This is a genomic window from Xanthomonas sp. NCPPB 2922 (assembly GCF_041520885.1).
GTDB classification, from domain to species: domain Bacteria; phylum Pseudomonadota; class Gammaproteobacteria; order Xanthomonadales; family Xanthomonadaceae; genus Xanthomonas; species Xanthomonas campestris.
In genome coordinates this window covers 229,876-254,963 of sequence record NZ_JBGOFY010000004.1, presented here as the reverse complement: position 1 = coordinate 254,963, position 25,088 = coordinate 229,876, and the positions used below count along the sequence as shown (strand labels likewise).

At 65.6% G+C, this 25,088-nt stretch carries 26 protein-coding genes and 1 other RNA gene; 6 read left to right on the top strand and 21 right to left on the bottom strand.

Translation table 11 applies throughout. From position 1 onward, the window contains the following. Positions 1–31: 31 nt before the first annotated feature. The 4 genes from miaA to rlmE all read right to left on the bottom strand — a co-directional run bounded on the left by miaA (position 32) and on the right by rlmE (position 4,864). Positions 32–1,015 (bottom strand): tRNA (adenosine(37)-N6)-dimethylallyltransferase MiaA, encoded by a 984-nt coding sequence (gene miaA, locus ACD584_RS07875; RefSeq protein ID WP_076035909.1) that lies wholly within the window; start codon positions 1,013–1,015, stop codon positions 32–34. After that, positions 1,015–1,917, bottom strand: coding sequence for a dihydropteroate synthase (gene folP, locus ACD584_RS07870; RefSeq protein WP_175611493.1), 903 nt, complete (start codon positions 1,915–1,917; stop codon positions 1,015–1,017). Before folP ends, miaA begins: the two co-directional genes overlap by 1 nt. A gap of 312 nt (positions 1,918–2,229) precedes the next feature. Continuing rightward, on the bottom strand, positions 2,230–4,170 hold the full coding sequence (gene ftsH, locus ACD584_RS07865; protein ID WP_040941435.1) for an ATP-dependent zinc metalloprotease FtsH: 1,941 nt from the start codon (positions 4,168–4,170) through the stop codon (positions 2,230–2,232). 61 nt (positions 4,171–4,231) lie between these two features. Beyond that, positions 4,232–4,864 carry a 23S rRNA (uridine(2552)-2'-O)-methyltransferase RlmE gene (gene rlmE / locus ACD584_RS07860; protein WP_012438562.1) on the bottom strand — a complete coding sequence of 211 codons (633 nt, stop codon included), beginning with the start codon at positions 4,862–4,864 and terminating at the stop codon, positions 4,232–4,234. 65 nt (positions 4,865–4,929) lie between these two features. On the opposite strand from rlmE, the gene yhbY reads away from it, so the two are divergent. Then, on the top strand, positions 4,930–5,235 hold the full coding sequence (yhbY, locus tag ACD584_RS07855) for a ribosome assembly RNA-binding protein YhbY (protein ID WP_011036888.1): 306 nt from the start codon (positions 4,930–4,932) through the stop codon (positions 5,233–5,235). 16 nt (positions 5,236–5,251) lie between these two features. Next, positions 5,252–5,626 carry an Mth938-like domain-containing protein gene (locus tag ACD584_RS07850; RefSeq protein ID WP_011036887.1) on the top strand — a complete coding sequence of 125 codons (375 nt, stop codon included), beginning with the start codon at positions 5,252–5,254 and terminating at the stop codon, positions 5,624–5,626. Between the two features lie 192 nt (positions 5,627–5,818). Here the strand turns inward: ACD584_RS07850 and ACD584_RS07845 are convergent, their stop codons facing one another. Genes ACD584_RS07845 through surE form a run of 4 tightly spaced genes read right to left on the bottom strand, consistent with a single transcriptional unit; the run spans position 5,819 to position 8,684 of the window. Next, positions 5,819–6,601: a peptidoglycan DD-metalloendopeptidase family protein gene (locus ACD584_RS07845; RefSeq protein WP_029628973.1), complete on the bottom strand. Its 783-nt coding sequence runs from the start codon at positions 6,599–6,601 to the stop codon at positions 5,819–5,821. After that, positions 6,598–7,212 carry a YqaA family protein gene (locus ACD584_RS07840; RefSeq protein ID WP_011036885.1) on the bottom strand — a complete coding sequence of 205 codons (615 nt, stop codon included), beginning with the start codon at positions 7,210–7,212 and terminating at the stop codon, positions 6,598–6,600. Before ACD584_RS07840 ends, ACD584_RS07845 begins: the two co-directional genes overlap by 4 nt. Before the next feature lie 18 nt (positions 7,213–7,230). After that, a complete protein-coding gene (locus tag ACD584_RS07835) occupies positions 7,231–7,908 on the bottom strand; it encodes a protein-L-isoaspartate(D-aspartate) O-methyltransferase (protein ID WP_011036884.1) in 678 nt (225 codons plus the stop codon). Beyond that, positions 7,905–8,684, bottom strand: a complete 780-nt coding sequence (surE, locus tag ACD584_RS07830; RefSeq protein WP_076035912.1) for a 5'/3'-nucleotidase SurE — start codon at positions 8,682–8,684, stop codon at positions 7,905–7,907. The genes ACD584_RS07835 and surE overlap by 4 nt, the downstream gene beginning before the upstream one ends. A gap of 99 nt (positions 8,685–8,783) precedes the next feature. Here surE and ACD584_RS07825 point away from each other — a divergent pair, with 99 nt between their 5' ends. Further along, positions 8,784–9,323, top strand: coding sequence for a Smr/MutS family protein (locus ACD584_RS07825; protein WP_070693324.1), 540 nt, complete (start codon positions 8,784–8,786; stop codon positions 9,321–9,323). Between the two features lie 60 nt (positions 9,324–9,383). Further along, positions 9,384–9,459: non-coding RNA, sX9 sRNA (locus ACD584_RS07820), on the top strand. A 117-nt stretch (positions 9,460–9,576) separates the two neighbouring features. On the opposite strand, the gene truD is transcribed toward ACD584_RS07820, so the two are convergent. The 9 genes from truD to ACD584_RS07775 all read right to left on the bottom strand — a co-directional run bounded on the left by truD (position 9,577) and on the right by ACD584_RS07775 (position 17,529). Further along, positions 9,577–10,680 carry a tRNA pseudouridine(13) synthase TruD gene (gene truD, locus ACD584_RS07815; RefSeq protein WP_076035914.1) on the bottom strand — a complete coding sequence of 368 codons (1,104 nt, stop codon included), beginning with the start codon at positions 10,678–10,680 and terminating at the stop codon, positions 9,577–9,579. 95 nt (positions 10,681–10,775) lie between these two features. Beyond that, entirely contained in the window at positions 10,776–11,267 is a 492-nt protein-coding gene (ispF, locus tag ACD584_RS07810) for a 2-C-methyl-D-erythritol 2,4-cyclodiphosphate synthase (protein ID WP_076035915.1), read from the bottom strand. A gap of 5 nt (positions 11,268–11,272) precedes the next feature. Continuing rightward, a complete protein-coding gene (gene ispD, locus ACD584_RS07805) occupies positions 11,273–12,070 on the bottom strand; it encodes a 2-C-methyl-D-erythritol 4-phosphate cytidylyltransferase (protein ID WP_014507477.1) in 798 nt (265 codons plus the stop codon). Continuing rightward, a complete protein-coding gene (ftsB, locus tag ACD584_RS07800; protein ID WP_014507476.1) occupies positions 12,067–12,432 on the bottom strand; it encodes a cell division protein FtsB in 366 nt (121 codons plus the stop codon). Before ftsB ends, ispD begins: the two co-directional genes overlap by 4 nt. Before the next feature lie 3 nt (positions 12,433–12,435). Further along, positions 12,436–13,728 carry a phosphopyruvate hydratase gene (gene eno / locus ACD584_RS07795; protein ID WP_076035916.1) on the bottom strand — a complete coding sequence of 431 codons (1,293 nt, stop codon included), beginning with the start codon at positions 13,726–13,728 and terminating at the stop codon, positions 12,436–12,438. Between the two features lie 126 nt (positions 13,729–13,854). After that, a complete protein-coding gene (locus ACD584_RS07790; RefSeq protein ID WP_075285768.1) occupies positions 13,855–14,217 on the bottom strand; it encodes a hypothetical protein in 363 nt (120 codons plus the stop codon). Continuing rightward, positions 14,214–15,044 (bottom strand): 3-deoxy-8-phosphooctulonate synthase, encoded by an 831-nt coding sequence (kdsA, locus tag ACD584_RS07785; RefSeq protein ID WP_011036875.1) that lies wholly within the window; start codon positions 15,042–15,044, stop codon positions 14,214–14,216. The genes ACD584_RS07790 and kdsA overlap by 4 nt, the downstream gene beginning before the upstream one ends. Before the next feature lie 414 nt (positions 15,045–15,458). Further along, complete coding sequence (locus ACD584_RS07780; protein WP_070693331.1) at positions 15,459–17,123, bottom strand: CTP synthase; 1,665 nt, start codon at positions 17,121–17,123, stop codon at positions 15,459–15,461. 166 nt (positions 17,124–17,289) lie between these two features. Next, a complete protein-coding gene (locus ACD584_RS07775) occupies positions 17,290–17,529 on the bottom strand; it encodes a hypothetical protein (protein WP_175611494.1) in 240 nt (79 codons plus the stop codon). A 163-nt stretch (positions 17,530–17,692) separates the two neighbouring features. Here ACD584_RS07775 and parE point away from each other — a divergent pair, with 163 nt between their 5' ends. Beyond that, positions 17,693–19,582: a DNA topoisomerase IV subunit B gene (gene parE / locus ACD584_RS07770; RefSeq protein WP_076035918.1), complete on the top strand. Its 1,890-nt coding sequence runs from the start codon at positions 17,693–17,695 to the stop codon at positions 19,580–19,582. Between the two features lie 268 nt (positions 19,583–19,850). Here the strand turns inward: parE and ACD584_RS07765 are convergent, their stop codons facing one another. Continuing rightward, positions 19,851–20,717 (bottom strand): CDP-diacylglycerol diphosphatase, encoded by an 867-nt coding sequence (locus ACD584_RS07765; RefSeq protein ID WP_228437999.1) that lies wholly within the window; start codon positions 20,715–20,717, stop codon positions 19,851–19,853. A gap of 69 nt (positions 20,718–20,786) precedes the next feature. Here ACD584_RS07765 and ACD584_RS07760 point away from each other — a divergent pair, with 69 nt between their 5' ends. Further along, positions 20,787–22,283, top strand: a complete 1,497-nt coding sequence (locus ACD584_RS07760) for a S10 family peptidase (RefSeq protein ID WP_076037714.1) — start codon at positions 20,787–20,789, stop codon at positions 22,281–22,283. A 54-nt stretch (positions 22,284–22,337) separates the two neighbouring features. On the opposite strand, the gene ACD584_RS07755 is transcribed toward ACD584_RS07760, so the two are convergent. From ACD584_RS07755 to ACD584_RS07745, 3 genes are all read right to left on the bottom strand, one after another. Further along, positions 22,338–23,099 (bottom strand): YdcF family protein, encoded by a 762-nt coding sequence (locus ACD584_RS07755; protein ID WP_050911563.1) that lies wholly within the window; start codon positions 23,097–23,099, stop codon positions 22,338–22,340. A 209-nt stretch (positions 23,100–23,308) separates the two neighbouring features. Then, positions 23,309–24,436, bottom strand: coding sequence for an inorganic phosphate transporter (locus ACD584_RS07750; RefSeq protein ID WP_011036868.1), 1,128 nt, complete (start codon positions 24,434–24,436; stop codon positions 23,309–23,311). 9 nt (positions 24,437–24,445) lie between these two features. Further along, a complete protein-coding gene (locus ACD584_RS07745; protein WP_011036867.1) occupies positions 24,446–25,072 on the bottom strand; it encodes a DUF47 domain-containing protein in 627 nt (208 codons plus the stop codon). Between the last annotated feature and the right edge of the window lie 16 nt (positions 25,073–25,088).

The following is a 25,088-nucleotide window of genomic DNA, read 5'->3' as shown; positions in this document are numbered from 1 at the left end:
GCTTTCCCCAGCCGGTCCCGGAAACGGGATGTTACACGGCTGAAGGCTGCTGCATAGTGCGCCGTTGGCCGAGGAAGCCGGCAACGGCCTGTTCCAATTGACCGCGATCACGCTCCGGGTCGAACCAGCGCGCATCGAGCTCGCCACGCAGCCAGGTCAGCTGCCGCTTGGCCAACTGCCGGGTGGCCTGCACTGCCTTGTCGCGGAACTCGGCCAGGCTGCCGGCCCCATCCAGATACTCCCAGGCCTGCCGGTAGCCCACTGCCCGCACCGCCGGCAAATCCAGTGGTGCCGCCACCGCGCGCATCTGCGGCAACGCGCGCAGGTGCTCGACCTCGGTCAGGAAACCTTCCGCCAACATCGCGTCCAGGCGCATGGCAATGCGTGCATGCAGCACGGCGCGTTGCCGGGGCGCAAGCACCAGTTTGAGCACCCGCACCGGCGCTCGCGGCCCCGGTGGTCGCGTCTGCCAGTAGCTGATCGGCTTGCCGCTGATGCGGTAGACCTCCAGCGCACGCTGGATGCGTTGCGGGTCGGTGGCATGGATGCGAGCGGCAGCAACCGGATCAATCCGTGCCAGTTGCGCATGCAGTGCCCCCCACCCCAGCTGCTCGGCTTCGGCAGCGATCGCCAGCCGCACCGCGGGGTCGGCTTCGGGCATCTGCGCCAGCCCTTCCAATGCCGCACGGAAATACAGGCCCGTCCCGCCCGCCAGGATCGGAATCTTGCCGCGCGCTACGATCTGCGCCATGGCAGTGCGCGCGTCAGCGGCAAATTCCGCCGCTGAATAAACCTGCCACGGATCGCGCAGGTCGAGCAGATGGTGAGGAACCGCCGCACGCATCGCCGCGTCCGGCTTGGCCGCACCGATATCCAGCCCGCGGTAGACCAGCGCGGAGTCGACACTGACGATCTCACCGCCCCAGCGCTGCGCTGCCTCGATCGCCAGTGCCGTCTTGCCGCTGGCGGTCGGGCCCATCACAGCGATGGCCAGCGGGCGCTGGTCGGCTGCCATCAGTCCTCGTCCGGCCAGCGAATCGTCGGCGCCGCAGGTGCTGCCACGCGCGGGGTGGGAATTGCAGCCACCGCACGCCATACCTTCAACGCATCCACGGTCGCCGCCACGTCATGCACGCGCAGCAGTTGCGCGCCCTGCTGGGCGGCGATCAGATGCGCGGCCACCGAGCCATGCACGCGGTCGGCCGCAACCTGGCGACCGGTCAATTCACCGATCGTGCGCTTGCGCGAGAATCCCGCCAGCACCGGCAGGCCAAATTCCTGCAGCCGCTGCAGTTGCGCCAGCACGGTGAGGTTATGCGCGGTGCTCTTGTCGAATCCGAATCCGGGGTCGAGGATCAGCCGACGCTTGTCGATGCCGGCCATTTCCGCAGCAAAAATGCGCTCGGCCAGAAAGCGATGCACCTCGGCCACCACATCGTCGTAATGCGGCTCGGCCTGCATCGCGTGCGGTGCGCTCAGCGCATGCATCAGCACCACCGGCACCGCGAGTTCTGCAGCGGCCTCCAGCGCGCCCGGCGACCGCAACGCGTGTATATCGTTGATCATGCCCGCGCCCGCGGCGACTGCGGCGCGCATGACCTCGGGCTTGTAGGTGTCCACGCTGATCGGCACAGCGGTCTGCGCGCTCAGGGCCTGGATCACCGGGATTACCCGCTGCAGTTCCTCTTCCAGCGATACCGCACTGGCGCCAGGCCGAGTGGATTCACCGCCCACATCCAGCACCGCCGCACCTTCTGCGACCAGTCGCAGCCCATGGGCCACTGCCGCGTCCACCGTCGTGTGCTGCCCGCCATCGGAGAACGAGTCCGGCGTGACATTGACGATGCCCATCACCTGCGGGCCATCCAGGCGCAGAAGACGGCCGGCGCAGTTCAATTGCGGTGTGGTGTCGAACATCGGCAATTCTCGATCAGGAAAAAGGATCCGCATGCGCACTTGGCAGGCAGCCGTGCGCGCATTTCGCCGCGCAGCATCTTGTCGTGCAACGCGGGGACGCGTGGTTGAGACAGCGGCAACCTCAGCCCTGCTTACTCACTGGCGTGGGGCGGGCATTGTCGCGCAGCGCATCGGCCTCTGCACATCGTCCCTGCACTTGCCATCGGTGGCGCAGGAGCCACTGACATTGGACCGGCAATTCAATCCACCACAATGCAACAAGGCCAGGATCACTCCTGGCCTTGCGCGTTTCATGCAGCTGACCACCAGGCGTTACAGCTGCTCGGCAGGACCTGCGATCGGCGGCAACGGACGCGGGCTACCCTTGTCGTTGTTGTTGCCACCGTCCTTGTCGGACTTGGCCCAGCCAGCCGGCGGCGGCGGGTCGCGGCCTTCCATGATGGCGTCGATCTGCGGCACGTCGATGGTCTCGTACTGCAGCAGCAGCTGCGACATCGCATGCAGCTTGTCCAAATTCTCCGTGAGGATGGTCTTGGTCTTGCTGTACGCCTTGTCCAGGATCGACCGCACCACTTCGTCGATCTTGCGTGCGGTCTCATCCGAGACGTTCTTGTGCTGGGTCACCGAACGGCCCAGGAACACCTCGTCCTCTTCCTCGCCGTAGGCCACCGGACCGAGTTCATCGGACAGGCCCCACTTGGTGACCATGTTGCGGGCCATCTTGGTGGCGCGCTCGATGTCGTTGGACGCACCGGTGGTGACCTTGTCGCCGCCGAAGATCAGCTCTTCGGCAACGCGGCCGCCATACAGCGAGCACAGCTGCGATTCGATCGCCACGCGATTCATCGAGTAGCGGTCGCCTTCCGGCAGGTACATCGTCACGCCCAGGGCGCGACCACGCGGAATGATCGTGACTTTGTAGACCGGGTCATGCTCGGGCACCAGGCGGCCGACAATGGCATGACCAGCCTCGTGATACGCAGTCAGGGTCTTCTCGTCCTCGCTCATGGCCATCGAGCGGCGCTCGGCACCCATCAGGATCTTGTCGCGTGCACGGTCGAAGTGGTCCATGCGGACTTCCTTCTCGTTGCCACGTGCAGCAAACAATGCGGCCTCGTTGGCCAGATTGGCCAGATCGGCACCGGAGAAGCCCGGGGTACCACGTGCAATCACCAGCGGCACGACGTCGTCGGCCAGCGGCAGCTTGCGCATGTGCACGCGCAGGATCTGCTCGCGGCCCTTGACGTCCGGCAGGCCGACCACGACCTGACGGTCGAAGCGACCCGGACGCAGCAGCGCCGGATCCAGCACGTCAGGACGGTTGGTCGCAGCAATCACGATCACGCCTTCGCCGCCCTCAAAGCCGTCCATCTCGACCAGCAACTGGTTGAGGGTCTGCTCGCGCTCGTCATGACCGCCGCCCAGACCGGCACCGCGATGACGGCCCACCGCATCGATTTCGTCGATGAAGATGATGCACGGGGCATGCTTCTTGGCCTGCTCGAACATGTCGCGCACGCGGCTGGCGCCAACACCCACGAACATTTCGACGAAGTCCGAACCGGAGATGCTGAAGAACGGCACCTTGGCTTCGCCGGCGATCGCCTTGGCAAGCAACGTCTTGCCCGTACCCGGCGGGCCCACCATCAAAACGCCGCGCGGAATCTTGCCACCCAGCTTGGTGAACTTGGTGGGATCGCGCAGGAAGTCGACCAGCTCGCCCACTTCTTCCTTGGCTTCATCGCAGCCTGCGACGTCAGCGAAGGTGACCTTGACCTGGTCTTCGCCCTGCAGCTTGGCGCGCGATTTGCCAAAGCTCATCGCTCCCTTGGCGCCGCCGCCACCGCCCTGCATCTGGCGCATGATGAACAGCCAGAAGCCGATGATCAGGATGACCGGCAGGAAGTTGAGCACCAGCGACCAGAAGCCCGGCCCGGTGGACGGCTTCTGGCGGGTCATTTCGATGTTCTTGCTGTACAGCACGTCGACCAGCTTGTCGTCGCGCGGACCGTAGACGGTGGCTTCGCTGCCGTCGGTGCGCTTGAAGCGGATCGCGTTGACGGCCAGGTTGGTCTCATCGGTGTAATCCACCGACTTCACCCGGCCCGAATCCACTTCCTTCAGGAACTGGGTGTAGGTGATCGAGTCAGGGCCCACTCCGCCGGCCATGCGCGGCGAAAAGCTCTGGAAGACGACCATCAGCACAACCGCGACGACCACCCATAGCAGCAGATTCTTGGTCAAGTCGTTCATCCTCATTGGCTCCGGTGCCCTCTACTCTTCTATTCTTGAAAAAACAATCATCGTAGGCAGCTTACTTGATCTGGGCACGCTTGCCCTGACCGAGCACATAAACTTCCGCGGAGCGCTTTCGCGAGGCCGCCGGCTTGCGAATCGTCACCTTCTCATAGCGGCGGCGAAGCTCACGAATGTAGTCGTCGGACCCTACACCCTGGAACAGCTTGATCAGGAACGCCCCGCCTACCTTGAGGTGGGTGTCGGCAAATTCCATGGCCAGTTCCGCCAGGTGCATCATCCGCGGTTGGTCGACCGCATCCATACCGCTCTTATTGGGGGCCATATCCGACAGAACAAGGTCTACCGGCACATCGCCCAGCATGGCCTCGAACTCCGATAGGACGGCCTGCTCCCTGAAGTCGCCGTGAAGGAACTCCACCCCGGCCAGCGGCGGCATCTCCAGGATGTCCAGCGCCACCACCCGGCCACTCGCGCCCATCGACTTGCGCACCTGCTGAGACCACCCTCCCGGCGCCGCGCCCAGGTCCACCACCACCATGCCGGGCTTGAGCAGGCGGTCGCGCTGCAGCAGCTCTTCCAGTTTATAGGCGGCACGCGAGCGCATGCCTTCGGCCTGGGCCTTTTTGACGAAGGGGTCGGCAAAGTGTTCCTTGAGCCAGCGCTGGCTGCTTTTACTACGGGAAGGCATTGGCAAAGGGGTCCGAACGGGCCGCCATGATACCCTGAACACCCTTTGCTTCCTTTCGATCCTGCATGTCCATCGTTCTAACCTCCGCCCAGAACCGTTTCCTGCGCGGCCAGGCCCATGATCTCAAAGCACTGCTGCAGACCGGCGGCAAGGGCGTCACGCCGGCGTTCGTGGCCGAGCTGGAAGACGTGCTCGAACGCCACGAGCTGATCAAGGTGAAGGTGGCAGCGGAAGACCGTGAAACCCGCGACGCGTTGATCGCCGAGATCATCGAGCACACCGGCTGCGCGCTGGTGCAGCGCATCGGCCATGTCGCCATCCTGTACCGCCCCAGCAAGGAAAAGCGACAGATCGTGCTGCCGCGCGGCTGACCCGACGAGTTCTGCCATGCCTTTGAACCAGGAACACCCCGACTACACTTACGCGCTACGCGCGGCCGATGGCCGCCACGCCAAGGTGAACGAGCAGATTCTGCAGCAGAGTTTCATCCTGATGCCCGACGAGCTGGTGGAACACTGGCCCGTCCCCTCGCTCGGCCAGCTGCAGCCTGCCCACATGGACGCCGTGCTGGCGCTGAACCCGGCAGTGATCCTGCTGGGAACCGGCGAGCGCCAGCAGTTTCCGTCTACGGATGTCCTGGCCGCCTGCCTGACCCGCGGCATCGGCCTGGAAGCCATGACCAATGCGGCGGCGGCACGCACCTACAACGTGCTGGCCAGCGAAGGCCGCCGGGTGGCGCTGGCGATGATCGTAGGCGGGTGAGTTGGGGATTCGGGATTCGGGATTCGGGATTCGGGATTCGGCAAATCCTGCTGAAGCACTCGTTGCTGTCAAGCGAGCCATGCCACTTGGCTGGATGACGCGCCCTTGGTGAAGCGCAGAATTCGCGCCTTACCGTAGCGCCTCAGCCCAAGGCCGTTACGATTCCCGACTCCCCATTCCCGACTCCCGGCTTCACTTCTTGGGCAGATACAGCAGCGGGTCAACCGGCTTGCCGTTGTAGCGGATCTCAAAGTGCAGCATGTCGCGGGCGGCGCCGCTGCGGCCCATCTCGGCGATCTGCTGCCCGGCCTTCACGCTCTGGCCTTCGTTGAGCAGGCGCTTGCGGTTGTGGCCGTAGGCCGACAGCCACTGATCGTTGTGCTTGATGATGATCAGCTCGCCGTAGCCGACCAGGCCGGCGCCGGAGTAAACCACCACGCCATCGGCTGCAGCGCGTACGGCTTGACCGCTGGCACCGGCAATGTCCACGCCTTGCTTGGTGGTCTCGCCGGTGACGAAGGTCCCCACCACCACGCCGTCGGCCGGCCAGCGCCAGCTGAAGCCGCTACTGACCGGGGCCGCAATCGGTGCGGCCGGGCGCGGCGGAACCACGGTGCCGCCACTGGCCACCGGTGCACTTGCACCAGGCTTGCTCGCGCCGGGCGGATACAGCTTGAGCGTCTGCCCGGGGTAGATCGTGTTCGGTGAAGACAGCCCGTTCCAGGCAGCCAGGTCCGGCGCGGTGATATTGGTGCGGCGCGAAATCGCATACAGCGTGTCGCCGCGCTGCACGGTCACGGTTGCACCGGGACGCGGCACCGACGGACGCGGCGCGGCACTGGGCCGCGAAGCGCCACCACCACTGCCCGAGTTGGGCGAACGCACCACTGTCGCGCTGCTGCAGGCCGTCAGCCCTGCCGCCACTACCAGCATCACCGCTGTCTTGCGTACCAATTTCATCTGCGCCCTGCTCATCCGTTCGTTGCCTTCCACACCAGCCAGCCGGCCACCACCGCCAGGACCGCCATCGCCACCCAGCCCAGGGGTTCGATCCAGCGGTGCAGCGCGGCTTCCGCGCGCGCGCCGCCAAGGCGGATCGCGCCGGCCACCAGGTACACGCGCTTGCCGCGCCCCACCAGCATGCTGGCGATGAACGGCAGGATCGGCACGCCGACCACGCCCGAGGCCCAGGTAAAGATCTTCAGGGGAATGGGCGTAAAGCCCACGATCACCAGCAACCAGAACGCCTTCCACGGCGATTCGGCCACCACCTGCCGCAGGTTCTGCACCTGCTCGTCGATGCGCGCGCTCCAGCCCAGCCACTCGATCAGCGGCTGCAAGGCAGCGAACGCGAAGTGGCCAAGCAGATAGCCCACCAGCGCACCACTGAGCGATCCGATCAGGCTCAGCGTGGCGAACCACAGCGCGCGTCGCGGTTCGGCCAGCGACATCGGCGCCAGCATCACTTCCGGCGGAACCGGAAAGATGAAGCCCTCGACGAAACTGAGGCCGGTCAGCAGCGCTGGTGCGCGGCGGTGGCGGGACCAACGGATGGCCACGTCGTACAACGGCCCGAATATCTTCATCGAGAAACTCTCATGGGTTCAATCCAGCATGCCCGACAACAGAGGGACGAACGTGACCGGCGCCAGAACCTCTTGCGCGATCTCGCCATCGGCGCCGCGCGTCAACTGCACCAGTGATTGCGACGAGGCACCACCGACCGGGGCCACCAACCGGCCACCGACCGCCAATTGATCGACCAAGGCGTCGACCAGCGCCGGCGCGGCCGCGGTGACCACGATCGCATCATAGGGGCCGTGTTCCGGCCAGCCGATCCGGCCATCGTCGTGCTTGCTGCGCACGTTCATGCCCAGATGGCGAAAGCGCTTGCGCGCCTGGCGCAGCAGATCGCCGATGCGCTCGACGGTATAGACCTCCAGGCCCAGTGCCGCCAGGATCGCGCCCTGGTAGCCAGAGCCGGTGCCCACTTCGAGCACTTTCTTCGGCGCCACCTGCAGCACCGCCTCGGTCATGCGCGCGACCACCCATGGCTGGGAAATGGTCTGGCCATGGCCGATCGGCAGCGCGGTGTCTTCGTAAGCGCGCGAGGCCAGCGCTTCATCGATGAACAGATGACGCGGCACGGTGCGCACGGCGTTGAGCGTGGCTTCGTCCTGGATACCGGACTCGCGCAGACGCTCGACCAGACGGTCGCGCACCCGCTGCGAGGTCATGCCGATTCCCACCGATTCCGGTTGCAGGCGCAGCCGCGGGGTCATGCCGGCGCGTCCAGCGCGGCGGTCAGGCCGCCGACCCAGCCGGCCACGGTGTCCAGCGCCTGGTAGCGGGTGAGATCGACGTGGATCGGCGTGATCGAGATATGCCCGGTGCGCACGGCGTGGAAGTCGGTGCCGACGCCAGCATCCTGTTCGGGACCGGCCGGGCCAATCCAGTAGACGGTACGGCCACGCGGATCGCTCTGCGGCACGCACGGCTCGGACCGATGCCGGTTGCCAAGACGCGTCACTTCGAACCCGAGCACATCCGCCCAGGCCAGATCCGGCACGTTGACGTTGAGGATGGTGTCGGCGGGCAATGGATCGGCCTTCAACCGCGCCACGATTTCCACCGCGGCGCGCGCGGCGGTCTCGAAATGATGGGCTTCGTGATTCTGCGTCACCAGCGAGACCGCCACTGCGGGCAGGCCGAGAAAACGCCCTTCCATCGCAGCAGACACCGTACCCGAATAGATCACGTCGTCGCCGAGATTGGCGGAATTATTGATGCCCGAGACCACGATATCCGGGTCGTAATCGAGCATGCCGGTGAGCGCCAGATGCACGCAGTCGGTGGGTGTGCCGGCAACCGCGCAGGTCTGTGCGTCGATGCGGCGGGTGCGGATCGGCACATCCAGGGTCAGCGAATTGCTGGCACCGGAGCGATCGCGATCGGGCGCGACTACCATCACTTCATGACCGGCGCGGCGCAGCGCCTCGGCCAGGATCTGGATGCCGGGGGCGTCGACACCGTCGTCGTTGCTAACCAGTACGCGCATGGGACTCCTCGGAAAACCCGGCCATGATACCGGATGCGTCCGTCCGCTTCGCGCTTGATCTTCGCTTGCGCCTGAGGTTGGGCAGGGTACGCTGTGACGATGTCGCATCCTGAAGACGAAGACGACGGCGCGCTGTTCCGTGCAGCCATTGGCGAAGTGAAGCCGATCCGCGCTGTTGCGCCGCCCGCCAACACCAAGCCGCGGCCCAAGCCGCGTGCGCGCATGGCCGAGCGCGACGAAGCCGAGGCGCAGAGCGAATTTGCGCGCCTGCTACGTGATTCTTCGCCGCTGGAAGCTGGTGACACCGCCAGCTACCGGCGCGATACCCTGCCCGCGCGGCTGTTCCAGCGACTCAAGCGCGGTCAGTTTTCGGTGCAGGACGAACTGGACCTGCACGGCGCCACTGCCGCGCAAGCCGACGCCTTGCTACGCCAGTTCCTGTTGGAAGCGCATGCACACGAGCACGGCTGCGTGCGCATCATCCACGGCAAGGGCCTGCAATCGGACAGTGGCGCACCGGTGCTGAAGAATCTGGTGGACCGTGTGCTACGCCAGCGCAACGATGTGCTGGCCTTCCATTCCGCACCGCCGACGCAAGGTGGAACCGGTGCCCTGCTGGTGTTGTTGGCACGGCGTTAGAGCAGCTAGCAACACCACGGCGCAGCCGCCAGGCGGGCGCGGCCGGCGCTCGGAATCGGCATGTACCACTCCTGCACACCGGTTCTTCCGCACCGTCCGCACCCACCTCACGGCTGCTCGCTACGTTTTGATAGCCGCTCTTGGTCGCACCGGTCATGCATCGTAAGAGCGGCCCGGCCGCGATGGGCATTATCGGTAACGCCTCATCGCGGCCAAGGCCGCTCCTACGGGAATGCTAGTGCTGGCGTACCACTCAGCCCTCGGAACGCGACTGCGGTGCAACGCGCGCTGCATCGACGACCTCGCCCAGTTCCCACAACACCGCGGTTGCATAGCACCCGGGTGGCAAGGCGAAGGTGAGCTGCAGCGTCTGCGCGTCCAGCCAGGCATGTGCCAACGCCTGAGGACGCAGCCGCAGCGCGCGGCGCTCCTGCTTGAGGCCGGCCGCTTCCAAACCCGTGCGCAACGCGAGCGATTGTGGATCCGACACGGCCGCCTGCTCAATCGCCGCGGCCTCAGCGCTGCAGCGTAATTCGCCAGCGCCCCACAACGGGCCGCTGGGATGAATGTCGAAACGTGCAAGACGCTCGGCCAACACCTCGCTCCAGGGTTCGGGACCGAACACGCTGCGCGAGCCGTCCAGCATCCAGGCCTCGCCGTCCAGTGGCGCATCCCAATTGCCCTGCTCCACGCGCGCAGTCAGCACCTGGTTGAACAGTGCCGAGCGTGCTGCCGACAACAGCAGCGAGCGTTGATCGTTGCGCAGGCGACGCTTGGGTGCCGGCGCGAGCGTGCCGTCCAGCTGCCGCGTGTAACCGAACATCGCCAATGCCGCGGCGACATTGCCGCCATCGCGGCCGAAGCGCTGCTCGCCAAACCAGTTGGGGATGCCGCGCGCAGCGATCGCGTGCAGGCGCGCATCGATGGCCGCCTGATCGCCCACCACCTCGCGCAGCGTCAGCACGAAACGATTGCCATGCAAGGCGCCGCGCTGCAGCTTGCGGTTGTGCCAGGTGTGCTCCACCACCTGCATGTCGTCATCGTCCAGCGCGCTCAGGTCCGGGGCGATGCGCTTGGGCAGATGTACGCTGAAGCGTTGCGTGGTCACCGCGTGGCGGTCCTTCAGACCCGCGTAGCCAATGCCCATCTCCGCAATGCCGGCCCACTGCGCCAAACGCTTGGCCACGTAAGCGGTGTTCTGGCCACGCTTGCGCACGCTCAGCAGCAGATGCTCGCCTTCACCCGATGCATCGAACGCGGGCAACTCATCAACCTGGAAATCCTCGGCAACGCTGCGCATTGCCGCAGTGAGCACCGCGGCGCCATGCGCGCGCGGCAAAACGGGTGAATCGCTCATGGGAAAGTCCAGTGAGATGCGACAGGTGACGTCCGCATGCTGCCGGCATCGCCGGCGTCAGAATGCAATCGCACGCCTCGCGCGTGCGACGCCAGTTATGCGGCGATCTTGCCGAGCAGCACCGCGACCTGTGCGGCAATGCCTTCGCTACGCCCGGTGAATCCCAGCTTCTCGCTGGTGGTCGCCTTGACGCTCACCGCATCCAGTTCGATGGCCAGCAGCCCGGCAATGCGCTCGCGCATCGCCAACGCGTGCGGCCCCACCTTGGGCCGCTCGCAGATCACCGTGATGTCGGCATTGCCCACCCGCCAGCCGCGATCACGCAGCAACTGGTCGCAGTGCTGCAGGAACTGCGCGCTGTCGGCACCCTTCCAACGCGCATCGGAGGGCGGAAAATGCACACCGATATCGCCCAGCGCCAGGCCACCGAGCATCGCATCGCACAACGCATGCAGCACCACGTCGCCATCGCTGTGTGCCAGCACACCGTGACTGTGCGCCATGCGCACGCCACCCAGCATCAGATGATCGCCCGGGCCGAACGCATGCACGTCGTAACCCTGGCCGATGCGGAAATTGAAGGACATGTTGCTTACACCTCTTCGGAACCGGACGCCGCAGAACGCGCACCGGAAAAAACGGACGTTGCAGCAGAGGGCGTAGCGCTGCGCTCAGCCTCCCGGCTTGCGCCACCGCGGTCGCGGTTCGCCAGCTCGAATTCAAAACGTGCCAGGTCCGCAGGCGTGGTCACCTTGAAATTATCTTCGGCACCTTCCACCAGCAAGGGACGCAAGCCAAGCCGCTCGATCGCCATCGCCTCGTCGGTCACGTCCACGCCGGCAGCCGATGCCTCGGTGAGACCGCGAATCAACTGATGGCGCCGGAACAACTGTGGCGTCAACGCGCGCCACAACCGCTCGCGCGGCTCGGTGCCGTCGATCCCGCCATCGTCGCCTGCGCGTTTGAGCGTATCGCGCACCGGCGCGGCCAAAATGGCACCGACCGGATCGCCGCGGCCAATCTCCAGCAACCGGTCCAGATCGGCCAGCGCCAGGTTGGGCCGGGCCGCATCGTGCACCAGCACAAAGTCATCGGCGCGCACGCCATCGGGTAACGCCAGCAACCCGGCCAGCACCGACGCCGCACGCGTGGCGCCGCCCACGCAGGTGAGCACGGGCTTGGCGTGCACGGCTGTCCAGCCCGGCCAGTCGGCATCGTCGGGAGCAATCGCCACCACGATCCCGGCCACCGCCGGATGTGCTGCCAGGGCCGCCAACGTGTAGGCCATCAGCGGCTGGCCCGCCGCGTGCAAATACTGCTTTGGCACCGCACCGCCAAAGCGCGTGCCACGCCCGGCCGCCGGGACAATCGCCCACACCGAGCCGGTCATGGGTGATCTACCGGGTCGGCAGACGCTGCGGGCGGTTGTGCAGGCGTTGCTGCTTCCTGTGCTGCCGGTGGCAACAGCGGCGCATCTTCGACCACGCGATAGAACGTTTCGCCGGGCTTGATCATGCCCAGCTCGCTGCGCGCGCGTTCCTCGATTGCCGCCTCGCCGTCCTTCAAATCCTTGACCTCTGCCGCCAATGCCTGATTGCGTTGGCGCAGGCCTTCGTTATCCCGTGTCTGATGGGCAACCTGGGCTTCCAGCATCATCACTTCACCGGAATTCCCAGGCCCGAACCAGAAGCGGTACTGCAGCCACGCCAGCAGTACCGCCAGCACCAGCAGGAGCCAGCGCCAGTTGCGCATGGCTTATCGCTTGAGCGAAACGAACGCGTCGCGGCCGGCGTAACGCGCGCCGGACCCCAGTGCCTGCTCGATGCGCAGCAACTGGTTGTACTTGGCCACGCGGTCGCTGCGGCACAGCGAGCCAGTCTTGATCTGGGTGGCGGTGGTGGCCGCGGCGATATCGGCGATGGTGGTGTCTTCGGTCTCGCCCGAACGGTGCGACACGATCGAGGCGTAGTTGGCCGCATGCGCCATGGCAATGGCTTCCAGCGTCTCGGTCAGCGTGCCGATCTGGTTGACCTTGATCAGGATCGCGTTGGCGGTGCCGCTGTCGATGCCTTCCTTGAATATCTTCGGGTTGGTGACGAACAGATCGTCGCCCACCAGCTGCACCTTCTTGCCGACGCGATCGGTCAGCAGCTTCCAGCCGGCCCAGTCGTCTTCGGCCAGGCCGTCTTCGATGCTGATGATCGGGTACTGCGCCACCCAGTCGGCCAGGAAGTCGACGAACTGCTCGCTGGTCAGGCGCTTGTTTTCGCCCACCAGGTTGTACTTGCCGTTGTCGTAGAACTCCGACGAGGCCACGTCCAGGCCCAGCAGGATGTCTTCGCCAGCGGTGTAACCGGCCTTGCCGATCGCCTCGAGGATGGTGTCCAGCGCTTCGACATTGCTGCGGAAGTCCGGGGCGAAGCCGCCCTCGTCACCCACCGCCGTGCTGAGGCCGTGGCCCTTGAGCACGGACTTCAGCGAATGGAAGATTTCGGTGCCTGCGCGCAGCGCTTCGGAAAACGAGCTGCAGCCCACCGGCAGCACCATGAATTCCTGGAAGTCGACATTGTTGTCGGCATGCGCGCCGCCGTTGATGATGTTCATCATCGGCACCGGCAGGGCGACATCGGATTCGGTGATGGTGGACAGGTACTGCCACAGCGGCTGCTTGCGCGAGGCGGCGACCGCATGCGCGGCGGCCAGCGACACCCCCAGCAACGCGTTGGCGCCCAGGCGGCCCTTGTTCTCGGTGCCGTCGAGGTCGATCAGGCGACGGTCCAGACCCTGCTGGTCGGCGGCATCGAAGTCCTTGAGCGTCTCGGCGATGGTGCCGTTGACGTTTTCCACGGCCTTGCGCACGCCCTTGCCCAGGTAGCGGGTCTTGTCGCCGTCGCGCAGTTCCACCGCTTCCTTGGTGCCGGTCGAGGCGCCCGAGGGCACGGCGGCGCGGCCGAACGAGCCGTCTGCCAGCGTGACTTCCGCCTCCAGCGTGGGATTGCCGCGGGAGTCGAGGATTTCACGGGCGAGAATCTTGGCGATAGTGGTCATAGGTCCGATCGGTTACCAGTAAGGGGGGGAAGTACACCGGAAACAAGCTGCCGGATTATCGCCGCACACTGCCCCGTTGCCAAATCGCATGGGCAGCGAACGCACGGCAAGCCAGCCGGCGCGCCGCTAGGCCATCACGCCCAGCAGCGACAAGCCAAACAACAAGAGCAAGAACAGCAGCGACGCCAGCCCCATCGCCGCGGCGACAGGCTGGCGACCCAGCCGAAGCGCAAGGGGGCCGGCCACCAGGCCGCCCAATGTCACCAGCGCACCCACCACCAGCGTGACCAGCATCGGGGTGCGCGTGGCCTGCATGGCATGGCTGCCGTCGCCCGGCATGCCGAAGCTGGCGGCCGCCAGGAAGGCCATTACCGCAAAACAGGCCCACGCGGACAGCGAAAGGCCGAGCGCCACCCAGCCCCAGGGCCAGTGACGCCACTGCCGGCGCTGGCGGCGCACTGCCGCCTGCGCCCATGGATCAGGACTCATGCGAAGCGCGCGAACCCGTGCTTTTTGGTCACTGCATCCAGTTCCATCAGCGTCTCGAGCAGCTCTTCCATGCGGTCCAGCGGCCAGGCATTGGGGCCATCGGACAACGCCTTGGACGGGTCCGGATGGGTTTCGGCAAACAGGCCGGAAATGCCAACTGCGACCGCGGCACGTGCCAGCACCGGCACGAATTCGCGTTGGCCACCGGAACTGCTGCCCTGCCCGCCCGGCAACTGCACCGAATGGGTGGCATCGAACACCACCGGGCAGCCGGTGTCGCGCATGACGCTGAGCGAGCGCATGTCGCTGACCAGGTTGTTGTAGCCGAACGAGGCGCCACGTTCGCAGACCATGATCTGCTCGTTGCCGGTCGACTTGGCCTTGTCCACCACCGGCTTCATGTCCCACGGCGCCAGGAACTGGCCCTTCTTGATGTTCACCGGCTTGCCGGCGGCGCAGACGTTCTTGATGAAGTCGGTCTGGCGCACCAGAAAGGCCGGGGTCTGCAGCACGTCGACGACGGCGGCGACCTCATTCATCGGGGTGTATTCGTGCACGTCGGTGAGCACCGGCACGCCGATCTGCTTTTTCACCGCGTCCAGCACCTTCAGGCCTTCTTCCAGGCCGGGGCCGCGGAAGCTGGTGCCGGAGGTGCGGTTGGCCTTGTCGAAACTCGACTTGAAGATGAAGTTGATCCCCAGCTTGCCGGTGATCTCCTTGAGCTTGCCGGCCACGTCGAGCTGCAGCTGCATCGACTCGATCACGCAGGGGCCGGCAATCAGGAACAGCGGCTGATCCAGGCCAACTTCGAAGTCACACAGTTTCATCAGGTCACCTTGTTGATTGAAGCCTCTCTCCCACCGGGAGAGGGGTTGGGGTGAGGGTAAGAATAAGGGCACCAAGCGCTTATGAAGCCGGGTGGTTTGCGTTGGTTGGCGCGTGGCGACGCGTTCATCAGGGCCGCCATCTTCGGGTGTGTTGCGGCGCCCCTCATCCGGCGCTTCGCGCCACCTTCTCCCGATGCGAGAAGGAAGCTGCTGCGCACCTTATTGATTTGAGCCCCTCTCCCACCGGGAGAGGGGGTTGGGGTGAGAGTACGGTTGCGAAGCACAGCTATAGCAACATGGCCTGCCTTGGCTTCCGCGTCGACGCGTTCGTCATGGCTGCCACCTTCCAGTGTGTTGCCGCGCCCCATCATCCACATCTACGGACCACCTTCTCCCAACGGGAGAAGGCGTGGATCACGCACGCGCTTCCTTCAACAGCTTGCCGCCGGCCTTCTTCTCGCGCGCGGCGCGCACGAAACCAATAAACAGCGGATGCCCGTCGCGCGGAGTGGACAAAAATTCCGGATGCGCCTGGCAGGCCAGGAACCACGGATGCGTATCGCGCGGCAGCTCCACCATTTCCACCAGCGTGTCGTCCATCGACTTGCCGGAAATCACCAGGCCGGCATCTTCCAGCTGGGTACGGTAGCGGTTGTTGAACTCGTAGCGATGGCGATGCCGCTCGGCCACCACGTCCTTGCCGTACACCTCGCGCGCCAGCGTGCCCGGCTTCAGGCGCTGCTCCTGCAGGCCCAGACGCATGGTGCCGCCCAGGTCGGATTTTTCATCGCGCTTTTCCACCTCGCCGGTGGCGGTGCGCCACTCGGTGATCAGGCCGATCACCGGGTGCGGCGACTGGCGATCGTTCTCGGTGCTGTTGGCAGCATCCAGATCGGCCACGTGGCGGGCATAGTCCACCACCGCCGCCTGCATGCCGTAGCAGATGCCGAAATACGGCACCTTGTGCTCGCGGGCGTACTTGGAGGTCTGCACCTTGCCTTCGAAGCCGCGATCGCCGAAGCCGCCCGGCACCAGAATGCCGTCGATGCCCTGCAATGCGGCCATGTCGCTGCCTTCCAGATCCTGCGCTTCCAGCCAGGTCAGGTTGACCTTGGTGCGCTGACGCAGGCCACCGTGCTTGAGCGCCTCGGCCACCGACTTGTAGGCGTCCTGGTGATCGACGTACTTACCGACCACCGCGATGGTCACCTCATCGAGCGGATGCTTGACCGCATCGACCACCGCTTCCCACTCGGACAGATCGGCCGCGGCGACCTTGTCGCGCAGCTTGAATTGATCGATGACCAGTTCGTCCAGGCCCTGGCGGCGCAGTTCCAGCGGCATGCCGTACAGCACATCGATGTCGGGGCAGCTGATCACCGCACGCTCGGAGACGTTGGTGAACAACGCGATCTTGCGGCGTTCCGAATCCGGCACCGCCTGTTCGGAGCGGCACAGCAGCACGTCCGGCTGGATACCGATCGAGCGCAGCTCCTTGACCGAGTGCTGGGTCGGCTTGGTCTTCAACTCACCGGCCGCAGCGATGTACGGCACCAGGGTGAGGTGCATGAACATGGCCTTCTCGGCGCCGCGCTCGGTGCGCACCTGGCGGATAGCCTCCAGGAACGGCAACGACTCGATATCGCCCACGGTGCCACCGATCTCGATCAACGCCACATCGAAGCCGGCCGTGGCCTCGTCGATGCAGCGACGGATTTCATCGGTGATATGCGGAATGACCTGCACGGTCGCGCCCAGGTAGTCGCCGCGGCGCTCCTTGCGGATCACGTTTTCGTAGATGCGGCCGGTGGTGACCGAGTTCTTGCGCGACAACCGCGTGCGCACGTAGCGCTCGTAGTGGCCCAGGTCCAGATCGGTTTCGGCACCGTCATCGGTGACGTAGACCTCACCATGCTGGAACGGGCTCATCGTGCCCGGGTCCACATTGATGTACGGGTCCAGCTTCATCATCGTGACCTTCAGGCCACGCGCCTCAAGAATGGACGCAAGCGAAGCAGCGGCGATGCCCTTGCCTAGCGAGGACACTACACCGCCTGTTACAAAAATCAGGGGAGTCATGGGGCTCAAGGCCTCCCGGAAAGCCATAGTTTAACGGGTGACGGGCGAATGCCCAAGGGTTGCGTGCACTCCAGGCGTCGGTGACGCCACTGGATGCACGCACACCGTGCAAATGCAGACGCCCCGGCCGGAGCCGGGGCGTCTGCGGGCGAAACCTGCGCTGTCCTCAGCGCGACGGCTTCTCTTCTTCCTCTTCCTCGCGCGGGGCCTGGCCGGCTTCCGGCCTGGCCTTGGCAGCAGCGGCGCGGCGCTCGGCCTTGCGCTCGGCCTCGGTCTTGGCCTTGTCGTCATTGGCCTTCTGCGTACTGGCGCCCTGCCCCTGCGGCGGAGCGGTCTGCGCGATGGCCGGCAATGCTGCAACCGCGGCGGCGCCCAGGGTGAGCATCAGAATGTGCTTGAACTTCATGGGTCTACTCCTGGTTCGGTGACATCCCAAGGTGGGGACGTTTGGTTCCGAATCCAACGCCAGCATAGTCAGCGGCGCCCGGCCGGGCACTGAACGCCGGTCGCGTGCAAAAAATCGCCCCAGACCCCACACTTGCGCGTCGTTTCACGTGCCAACGAGATGCATGAACACCCGTTATAACGCCGCCGATATTGAAGTCCTGTCGGGCCTTGACCCGGTCAAGCGCCGCCCTGGCATGTATACCGACACCGCGCGCCCGAACCATCTGGCGCAGGAAGTCATCGACAACTCGGTGGACGAGGCGCTGGCCGGTCACGCCAAGCAGGTCGAAGTGACCCTGTACAAGGATGGCAGCTGCGAGGTCTCCGACGATGGCCGCGGCATGCCCGTGGACATGCACCCGGAGGAGAAGATCCCCGGCGTGGAGCTGATCCTCACCCGCCTGCATGCCGGCGGCAAGTTCAGCAATCGCAACTACACCTTCTCCGGCGGCCTGCATGGCGTGGGCGTGAGCGTGGTCAATGCGCTTTCGACCAAGGTCGAGCTGTTCATCAAGCGCGAAGGCAACGAGCACCGCATGGAGTTCCGCGACGGCAACGCCGCCTCCAAGCTGGAAGTTGTCGGCACCGTCGGCAAGAAGAACACCGGCACGCGGCTGCGTTTCTGGGCCGACCCCAAATATTTCGACACCCCCAAGTTCAATGTGCGGGCGCTGCGCCATCTGCTGCGCGCCAAGGCGGTGCTATGCCCCGGCCTGACCGTGAAGCTGCATGACGAGGCTACCGGCGAGCAGGACAGCTGGTACTTCGAGGACGGTCTGCGCGACTACCTCAAGGGCGAAATGGCCGACCGCGAGCTGCTGCCTGCGGATCTGTTCGCCGGCAGCCTCAAGAAGGACACCGAGATTGTCGACTGGGCGGCTGCGTGGGTGCCGGAAGGCGAGCTGACCCAGGAAAGCTACGTCAACCTGATCCCCACCGCGCAGCACGGCACCCACGTCAACGGCCTGCGCTCGGGCCTGACCGATGCGTTGCGCGAGTTCTGCGACTTCCGCAACCTGCTGCCGCGCGGCGTGAAGCTGGCGCCGGAAGACGTGTGGGACCGGGTCACCTTCGTGCTCAGCCTGAAGATGACCGACCCGCAATTCTCCGGGCAGACCAAGGAGCGTCTGTCCTCGCGCCAGGCCGCCGGCTTCATCGAAGGCGCCGCGCACGATGCCTTCAGCCTGTATCTCAATCAGAACGTGGAGATCGGCGAGAAGATCGCGCAGATCGCCATCGACCGCGCCAGCGCGCGCTTGAAGACCGAAAAGCAGATCGTCCGCAAGAAGGTCACCCAGGGCCCTGCCCTGCCTGGCAAGCTGGCCGACTGCATCAGCCAGGACCTGTCGCGGACCGAGTTGTTCCTGGTGGAGGGCGATTCGGCCGGCGGCTCGGCCAAGCAGGCGCGCGACAAGGATTTCCAGGCGATCCTGCCGCTGCGCGGCAAGATCCTCAACACCTGGGAAGTGGCGTCCGGCAGCGTGCTGGCGTCCGAGGAAGTACATAACCTGGCCATTGCGATCGGCTGCGACCCGGGCAAGGACGACATCACCGGGCTGCGCTACGGCAAGGTGGTGATCCTGGCCGACGCCGACTCCGATGGCCTGCATATCGCCACCCTGCTCACCGCGCTGTTCCTGCAGCACTTCCCCGCGCTGGTGGCCGCCGGCCACGTGTTCGTGGCGATGCCGCCACTGTTCCGCGTGGACGTGGGCAAGCAGGTGTTCTATGCGCTGGACGAGGAAGAAAAGACCACGCTGCTGGACAAGATCGCGCGCGAGAAGATGAAGGGCCAGATCAGCGTCACCCGCTTCAAGGGCCTGGGCGAGATGAATCCGCAGCAGTTACGCGAATCGACCATCCACCCCGACACGCGCCGCCTGGTGCAGCTGACGATTGACGACGGCGAACAGACCCGCTCGTTGATGGACATGCTGCTGGCCAAAAAGCGCGCGGGCGACCGCAAGCAGTGGCTGGAAACCAAGGGCGATCTGGCGTCGCTGGAAGTCTAAGGACGCGGCGATTCGGAACTGCCTTCTCGCTGCTCGTTGCAGCGGCGAGAAGGCATCTCTTCGGGCGGAGGTGAACGTGTTCTGGGATGACCGCACCGCATGCAGGGCCGAGTGGAGCTCGAATTTCAGCAGCGTGTGATGGCGGCGCATGTGCGTGTAGAACGTTCAAACACCTGACGCTTCACTGGATCCCGATGCGCGCGTCATCAAACAGCGCGCAGCAGCAATCGCTTCAGCACGCATCGCGAGCCACGCGCTCCCGCATCACTCAGCGCACACCCGGCAACACCTTGCGGGCGCCGGTGACCAGGCCACAGGCGTGGTCCTGCAATTCTTCGCCACTGGCCCGATTGCCGGTGGCCGCATCCTGCCGCGTCGCCAGCAACACGAAGCCCGGCTGCCCATCGCGCAAGTGCGTGCCTGCCACCACCAGCGAGTAATCGCGCAGGCTCGCATCGGCAGGAATGGCGTTGGCGAGCAGGCGAATCGGATCCTCGTTGAGCGTATCGCCCGGCAGCGTCCTGGCCAGATACACATGGCCCAGCAAGGGCTCGGCCAACGCACGCCATTGCGGGCCGATCTGCGCATGCTCTCGCTGCAGGGCGGCATAGACGTCCGGGCGCAGGCAATCGATGTGGATGTGCAGCTGCTCCTGCGAGCGCCCGTACGGCGAGTTGAGCGCCAGGCTCACATAGGCGCGCGGCAACGGCTGCGCCAGCGCGGATGCAACGAAGCTGCGCGCCGACCATGCGCTGGCGAAATAGTTGGGCGCATCGGCCTGCAATAGCGAGGGATCTTCGATCCCGCTGACACGCACGCTGGGCACCAGCAGGTATTGGAAGCGGCCGTGGTTGTCCTTCAGTACCACCGCCTGCCGCTGCGGATCAGGCCACACCGCGGCGCAATCGTCCGGCACCGGCCCGGCCTGCAGGCAGTGCGTGGTGACGATGCGCCACAGCGCATCCGGATCGCTGGCATGCCGCACCGGCGGCGGCGAGGCGCAGCCGGCCACCGACAGCGCGACAGCGCGACAGCAAGGAATTGGGCAACACGGCAACGCATGTTCGTCTTCAACCAGCGCCTGCGGCGCGCCATCATAACCAGCCGCGCCGCTTCGGTCAGCGCGTCCTGCCATGCCTTTGGGCACATCCAATAGCGATCGCAGGCGCCTAGGATCGTCGCTCCCCCATCGCCGTTGACCACCATGCCTTCTTTCCTGCGCGCCAGCGTGCTGACGCTTCTTCTGTTGGGCGGGCCGGCCCTGGCGGCCGCGCCGGCAGACAAAAAGACAGACCCCGCCGCCGATGCACCCGCTGCCAAACCGGCGCCCTTGCCTGCCGATGCCAGCGTACGCCAGAGCACCCGCGTGGCCGGGCGCTCACTGAGCTACACCGCCACCGTCGGCACCCTGCCGGTCCGCGATGCGCAGGGCAAGACCACCGGCGAGGTGGTCTTCACCGCCTACACCGTCGACGGCAAGGACCGCCCGGTCACCTTTGCGTTGAATGGCGGCCCGGGTGCTTCATCGGTGTATCTCAACATGGGCGCGATCGGGCCAAAGGTGGTGGCATTTGGCGCCGAAGGCAACAGCGCCTCGGCACCGGCCGCGCTTCGCGACAATCCCGGCACCTGGTTGGACTTCACCGACCTGGTGTTCATCGACCCGATCGGCACCGGCTTCAGCCGCTCGTTGATCAGTGACGACGAGGCCAAGAAGCAGTTCTACAACCCGCAGGTCGACGTCGAATATCTTTCGCGCGTGGTCTACGACTGGCTGCTCAAGAACCGCCGCCTGCAGGCACGCAAATACCTGGTGGGCGAAAGCTACGGCGGCTTCCGCGGCCCACGCATCACCCACTACCTGCAGACCCGCCTGGGCGTGGCGATGAATGGCGTGGTGCTGGTGTCGCCGTACCTCAACCCGACCCTGGACGACAACAGCGATGTGTCGCCGCTGGCCTGGATGATGACGCTGCCCTCCATCGCCGCCGCGCACCTGGAACGCCAGGGCCAGCTCACCGACGCGGCGATGCGCCAGGTCATCGACTACACGCGCGGCGACTACGCGGTGGCGCTGATGAAAGGACGCACCGACCCGCAGGCCAGCGAGGCGATGCTGCAGCAGGTCACGCGCATGACCGGGCTGGATCCGGCCTATGTGCGGCGCTCCGGCGGGCGCCTGGAAACCCAGGCGTATCTGCGCGAAGTGTTCCGCGATAAAGGCGAGCTGGGCAGCCGTTACGATTCCAACGTAACCGCGTTCGACCCGTTCCCCAACGACCCCGAGCAACGCGCCAACGACCCACTGCTGGACAGCATCATCGCGCCCACCACCACCGCGATGGTGGACTTCGTGACCCGCGTGGTGGGCTGGAAGATCGATGCGCGCTACCAGGCACTCAATTACGACGTCAACAAGCTCTGGGACTGGGACGATGAGCTGCGCAAGGGCGCGGTGACGCAATTGCGCCAGGCGGTGGCGATCGACCCGAAGTTGCGCGTACTGATCGCGCACGGCTGGAACGACCTCTCCTGCCCCTTCATGGGTTCGGTGCTCACCGTGGACCAGATGCCGGCGATGGGCAGCGACCCAAAGCGCGTGCAGGTGCGCGAGTACCCGGGCGGCCACATGTTCTACAACCGCGCCGACAGCCAGGCCGCGTTCCGCAGCGACGTCAAGGCGATGTACGAGACACGCTGAGGTTGGTCCTGCCGGCGGCAGCAGTCGCCGGCAGGGCGCAATGCCTTGCAGCGATCACAGCGCACCGGGCAGCGTGGCCTCCACGTTCCAGCCCAGCCATTCGTAGACACGGTAGCGCGCGATGCCCAGGTATTCGTGCAGCGCCACATCGGCCAGGGTGAAGTTGTAGCTCTGCGGCAGCAGCGACCACGAGGCCCGCAACCAGTCCGAGCGGACCGGCGTGGTGCGCATGCCGAAGTGCAGGAAATACAGCTCGGCGCGATGCAGGTGCGTGGCCGAGGACACCAAGACGATGCGCTGCGGCCGGTACGCGCGCAGCAGCGGCTGGCTGAACTGCGCGTTCTGCCAGGTGGTCATGCTGGCCGGCTCCAGAATCAAATCGCCGGCCTCCACACCCAAGCCCAGCAAAACCCGCCGGTACACCACTGCCTCGCTCAGCCCGAGCCCGCGCGCATCGCCGCCGCTGATCTCGATCTTGCAATCGTTGCCGGTGGCGGCGCAGGCGCGGTACAGGCGCGCCGCCTCGACGATGCGGCCATACGCGAACACGTTTGCTTCGGCCGGCGCGCCGGCACGGTCGGAACGCACCGTGCCCGCGCCAAGCAGCACGATGGCGTTGCGCGCGCCCCAGTCAGTGAAATCGTTGGCGCCGGTGCGTTGCAGGTCGCGCAGCATCCACGACGGCAGCGGGCCGCAGCCCACGGCCAGCACCAGCAGCAGGCTCAGCGCGCCGAGCAGGCGCGAGAAGCGCCGCATGCCCAGCCGATCGATCAGCCAGGAAAAGCCGAACAGCACACAGACCAGCGACAGCATCATCTTGCGTCTCCGTCAGCCAAGAGCGGGACTTCAGGCGTTTGCGTCGCGCAGACGCAGGCGCGTGACGCCTGACAGCGGCGCGTATCGCACCCATCCCCCGGCCAGCATGCCTCATGCGTGGACTACTGACCGCATCCGCCCAAGCGTCGGACAGCGCCGTGCGAGGCGGCACATCGTCGACAATGCAGATGACCGCCGCGCGACAGACCTCAGGTCCAGCCGAACAGTTCGAACCCGCGCAGGATCAGATACGCCACGCCACCGGCAGCCGGGATGGTGAGGATCCAGGCCCAGACGATGCGTTCGATCACGCCCAGCCGCAGCGAGCGCGGATTCTTGGCAAAGCCCACGCCCATGATCGCGGTGGAAATGCTGTGCGTGGTGGACACCGGCATACCGAAGTGCGCGGCCACGGTGAGCACGGTGGCCGAGCTGGTTTCCGCCGCAAAGCCGTGGATGGGGTGCAGCTTGACCATCTTGTGGCCGAGCGTCTTGATGATCTTCCAGCCGCCCGAGGCGGTACCGGCAGCCATCACCACTGCGCAGGTCAGCACGATCCACATCGGAATGCCGGCACCTGCGGCCAGCCCGGTGCCCGGATGCAGAAACGACAGCCAGCTCGGCAGATCGTCCAGTGCACCGGCCGACTGCGCGCCGATCAGGGTCATCGCGATGATGCCCATGGTCTTTTGCGCATCGTTATGGCCGTGCGCGTAGCCCATGTAGGCCGCCGAGGCGATCTGCGCCTTGCCGAAGAACGCGTTGACCCAGCGCGGACGCGCCAGCCGGCCGATCGGCCCGCCCAGCTTGGCCATACCGGCGATCAGCGCCCACAGCAGCAGCATCACCACGATGCCGAGCAGGAAGCCGGCGATCGGCGAGGTGATCATCGGCACGAACACTTTCCACAACAGGCCCTTGTTCTTGGCCCAGTTGCCGATGTTTTCCGACCAGATCAGCGCATCCCAGTTGTTGTGGGCGGCGGCCAGGCCGGCACCGCACAGCCCACCGATCAAGGCGTGCGAGGACGACGACGGCAGCCCCTTCCACCAGGTGATCAGGTTCCAGATGATGCCGCCCAGCAGCGCGCACAGGATCACCTGCGGGGTGACATCCACCACGTTGGTGTTGAGCAGGCCCGAGGCGATGGTGAGCGCCACGGCGGTGCCGGTGAGCGCGCCGATGAGGTTCATGCCGGCCGCCAGCATCACCGCCCAGCCGGGCGAGAGCACCTTGGTGGCCACCACGGTGGCAATGGAATTGGCGGTGTCGTGGAAGCCGTTGATGAACTCGAACACCAGCGCCGCCAGGATCACCACCAGAACAAGGGTAAGCACGCGGCGACCTCAGCTGTTCTTCAGCACGATCTGGTACACCACCACACCGGCCTCGCGGCAACGGTCGATGGCCTTTTCCAGGATCTCGAAGAACTCCTTGAGCAGGAACATCTGCAGGGTATCCAGGCGGCCGGAATAGATGTCGCGGTACAGCTCGAGCATCAGACGGTCGGCTTCGTTTTCCAGCATGCGCAGCTTGTCGTTGAGCGCGGTCATGCGGTCGATGTTCATGCGCGGCAGGTCGGTGACCATTTCCACCACCACCGCGGCGGCCTGCTCCAGCATCGAGGCGCGCGGGGCGAAATCGATGTGTTCCAGGTGCTGGGTGGCCAGCGAATAACGGTCGGCGAACTTCTCGACCTGCTTGGGAATCTTGTACAACGCCGAGCCCAGCGCCTCGATGTCTTCGCGCTCGATCGGGGTCATGAAGCTGTCCACCAGCGCCTGGCCGATCTTGTCGGAGGCAGCGCGTTCGCGCAGGCGGGCCAGCTTGAACGCGTCCAACGCGGGTTGCCGGTCGGATTCGCGCATCATGGCGTGCAAGGCCTTGGTGCTGTCGTAGGCGGCCTCGGCCGCTTCGTTCAGAAGCGCGTAGAACTGCTTGCCGGAACCGAAGATGGTCTGCAACGAGAACATGGGTGGAGGACTTCCT

Excerpts from the sequence above, each read along its gene's own strand:
- miaA (WP_076035909.1), bottom strand. The coding sequence starts at position 1,015 with ATGGCAGCCGACCAGCGCCCGCTGGCCATCGCTGTGATGGGCCCGACC.
- folP (WP_175611493.1), bottom strand. The coding sequence starts at position 1,917 with ATGTTCGACACCACACCGCAATTGAACTGCGCCGGCCGTCTTCTGCGC.
- ftsH (WP_040941435.1), bottom strand. The coding sequence starts at position 4,170 with ATGAACGACTTGACCAAGAATCTGCTGCTATGGGTGGTCGTCGCGGTT.
- rlmE (WP_012438562.1), bottom strand. The coding sequence starts at position 4,864 with ATGCCTTCCCGTAGTAAAAGCAGCCAGCGCTGGCTCAAGGAACACTTT.
- yhbY (WP_011036888.1), top strand. The coding sequence starts at position 4,930 with ATGTCCATCGTTCTAACCTCCGCCCAGAACCGTTTCCTGCGCGGCCAG.
- ACD584_RS07850 (WP_011036887.1), top strand. The coding sequence starts at position 5,252 with ATGCCTTTGAACCAGGAACACCCCGACTACACTTACGCGCTACGCGCG.
- ACD584_RS07845 (WP_029628973.1), bottom strand. The coding sequence starts at position 6,601 with ATGAGCAGGGCGCAGATGAAATTGGTACGCAAGACAGCGGTGATGCTG.
- ACD584_RS07840 (WP_011036885.1), bottom strand. The coding sequence starts at position 7,212 with ATGAAGATATTCGGGCCGTTGTACGACGTGGCCATCCGTTGGTCCCGC.
- ACD584_RS07835 (WP_011036884.1), bottom strand. The coding sequence starts at position 7,908 with ATGACCCCGCGGCTGCGCCTGCAACCGGAATCGGTGGGAATCGGCATG.
- surE (WP_076035912.1), bottom strand. The coding sequence starts at position 8,684 with ATGCGCGTACTGGTTAGCAACGACGACGGTGTCGACGCCCCCGGCATC.
- ACD584_RS07825 (WP_070693324.1), top strand. The coding sequence starts at position 8,784 with ATGTCGCATCCTGAAGACGAAGACGACGGCGCGCTGTTCCGTGCAGCC.
- truD (WP_076035914.1), bottom strand. The coding sequence starts at position 10,680 with ATGAGCGATTCACCCGTTTTGCCGCGCGCGCATGGCGCCGCGGTGCTC.
- ispF (WP_076035915.1), bottom strand. The coding sequence starts at position 11,267 with ATGTCCTTCAATTTCCGCATCGGCCAGGGTTACGACGTGCATGCGTTC.
- ispD (WP_014507477.1), bottom strand. The coding sequence starts at position 12,070 with ATGACCGGCTCGGTGTGGGCGATTGTCCCGGCGGCCGGGCGTGGCACG.
- ftsB (WP_014507476.1), bottom strand. The coding sequence starts at position 12,432 with ATGCGCAACTGGCGCTGGCTCCTGCTGGTGCTGGCGGTACTGCTGGCG.
- eno (WP_076035916.1), bottom strand. The coding sequence starts at position 13,728 with ATGACCACTATCGCCAAGATTCTCGCCCGTGAAATCCTCGACTCCCGC.
- ACD584_RS07790 (WP_075285768.1), bottom strand. The coding sequence starts at position 14,217 with ATGAGTCCTGATCCATGGGCGCAGGCGGCAGTGCGCCGCCAGCGCCGG.
- kdsA (WP_011036875.1), bottom strand. The coding sequence starts at position 15,044 with ATGAAACTGTGTGACTTCGAAGTTGGCCTGGATCAGCCGCTGTTCCTG.
- ACD584_RS07780 (WP_070693331.1), bottom strand. The coding sequence starts at position 17,123 with ATGACTCCCCTGATTTTTGTAACAGGCGGTGTAGTGTCCTCGCTAGGC.
- ACD584_RS07775 (WP_175611494.1), bottom strand. The coding sequence starts at position 17,529 with ATGAAGTTCAAGCACATTCTGATGCTCACCCTGGGCGCCGCCGCGGTT.
- parE (WP_076035918.1), top strand. The coding sequence starts at position 17,693 with ATGAACACCCGTTATAACGCCGCCGATATTGAAGTCCTGTCGGGCCTT.
- ACD584_RS07765 (WP_228437999.1), bottom strand. The coding sequence starts at position 20,717 with ATGGCAGGACGCGCTGACCGAAGCGGCGCGGCTGGTTATGATGGCGCG.
- ACD584_RS07760 (WP_076037714.1), top strand. The coding sequence starts at position 20,787 with ATGCCTTCTTTCCTGCGCGCCAGCGTGCTGACGCTTCTTCTGTTGGGC.
- ACD584_RS07755 (WP_050911563.1), bottom strand. The coding sequence starts at position 23,099 with ATGATGCTGTCGCTGGTCTGTGTGCTGTTCGGCTTTTCCTGGCTGATC.
- ACD584_RS07745 (WP_011036867.1), bottom strand. The coding sequence starts at position 25,072 with ATGTTCTCGTTGCAGACCATCTTCGGTTCCGGCAAGCAGTTCTACGCG.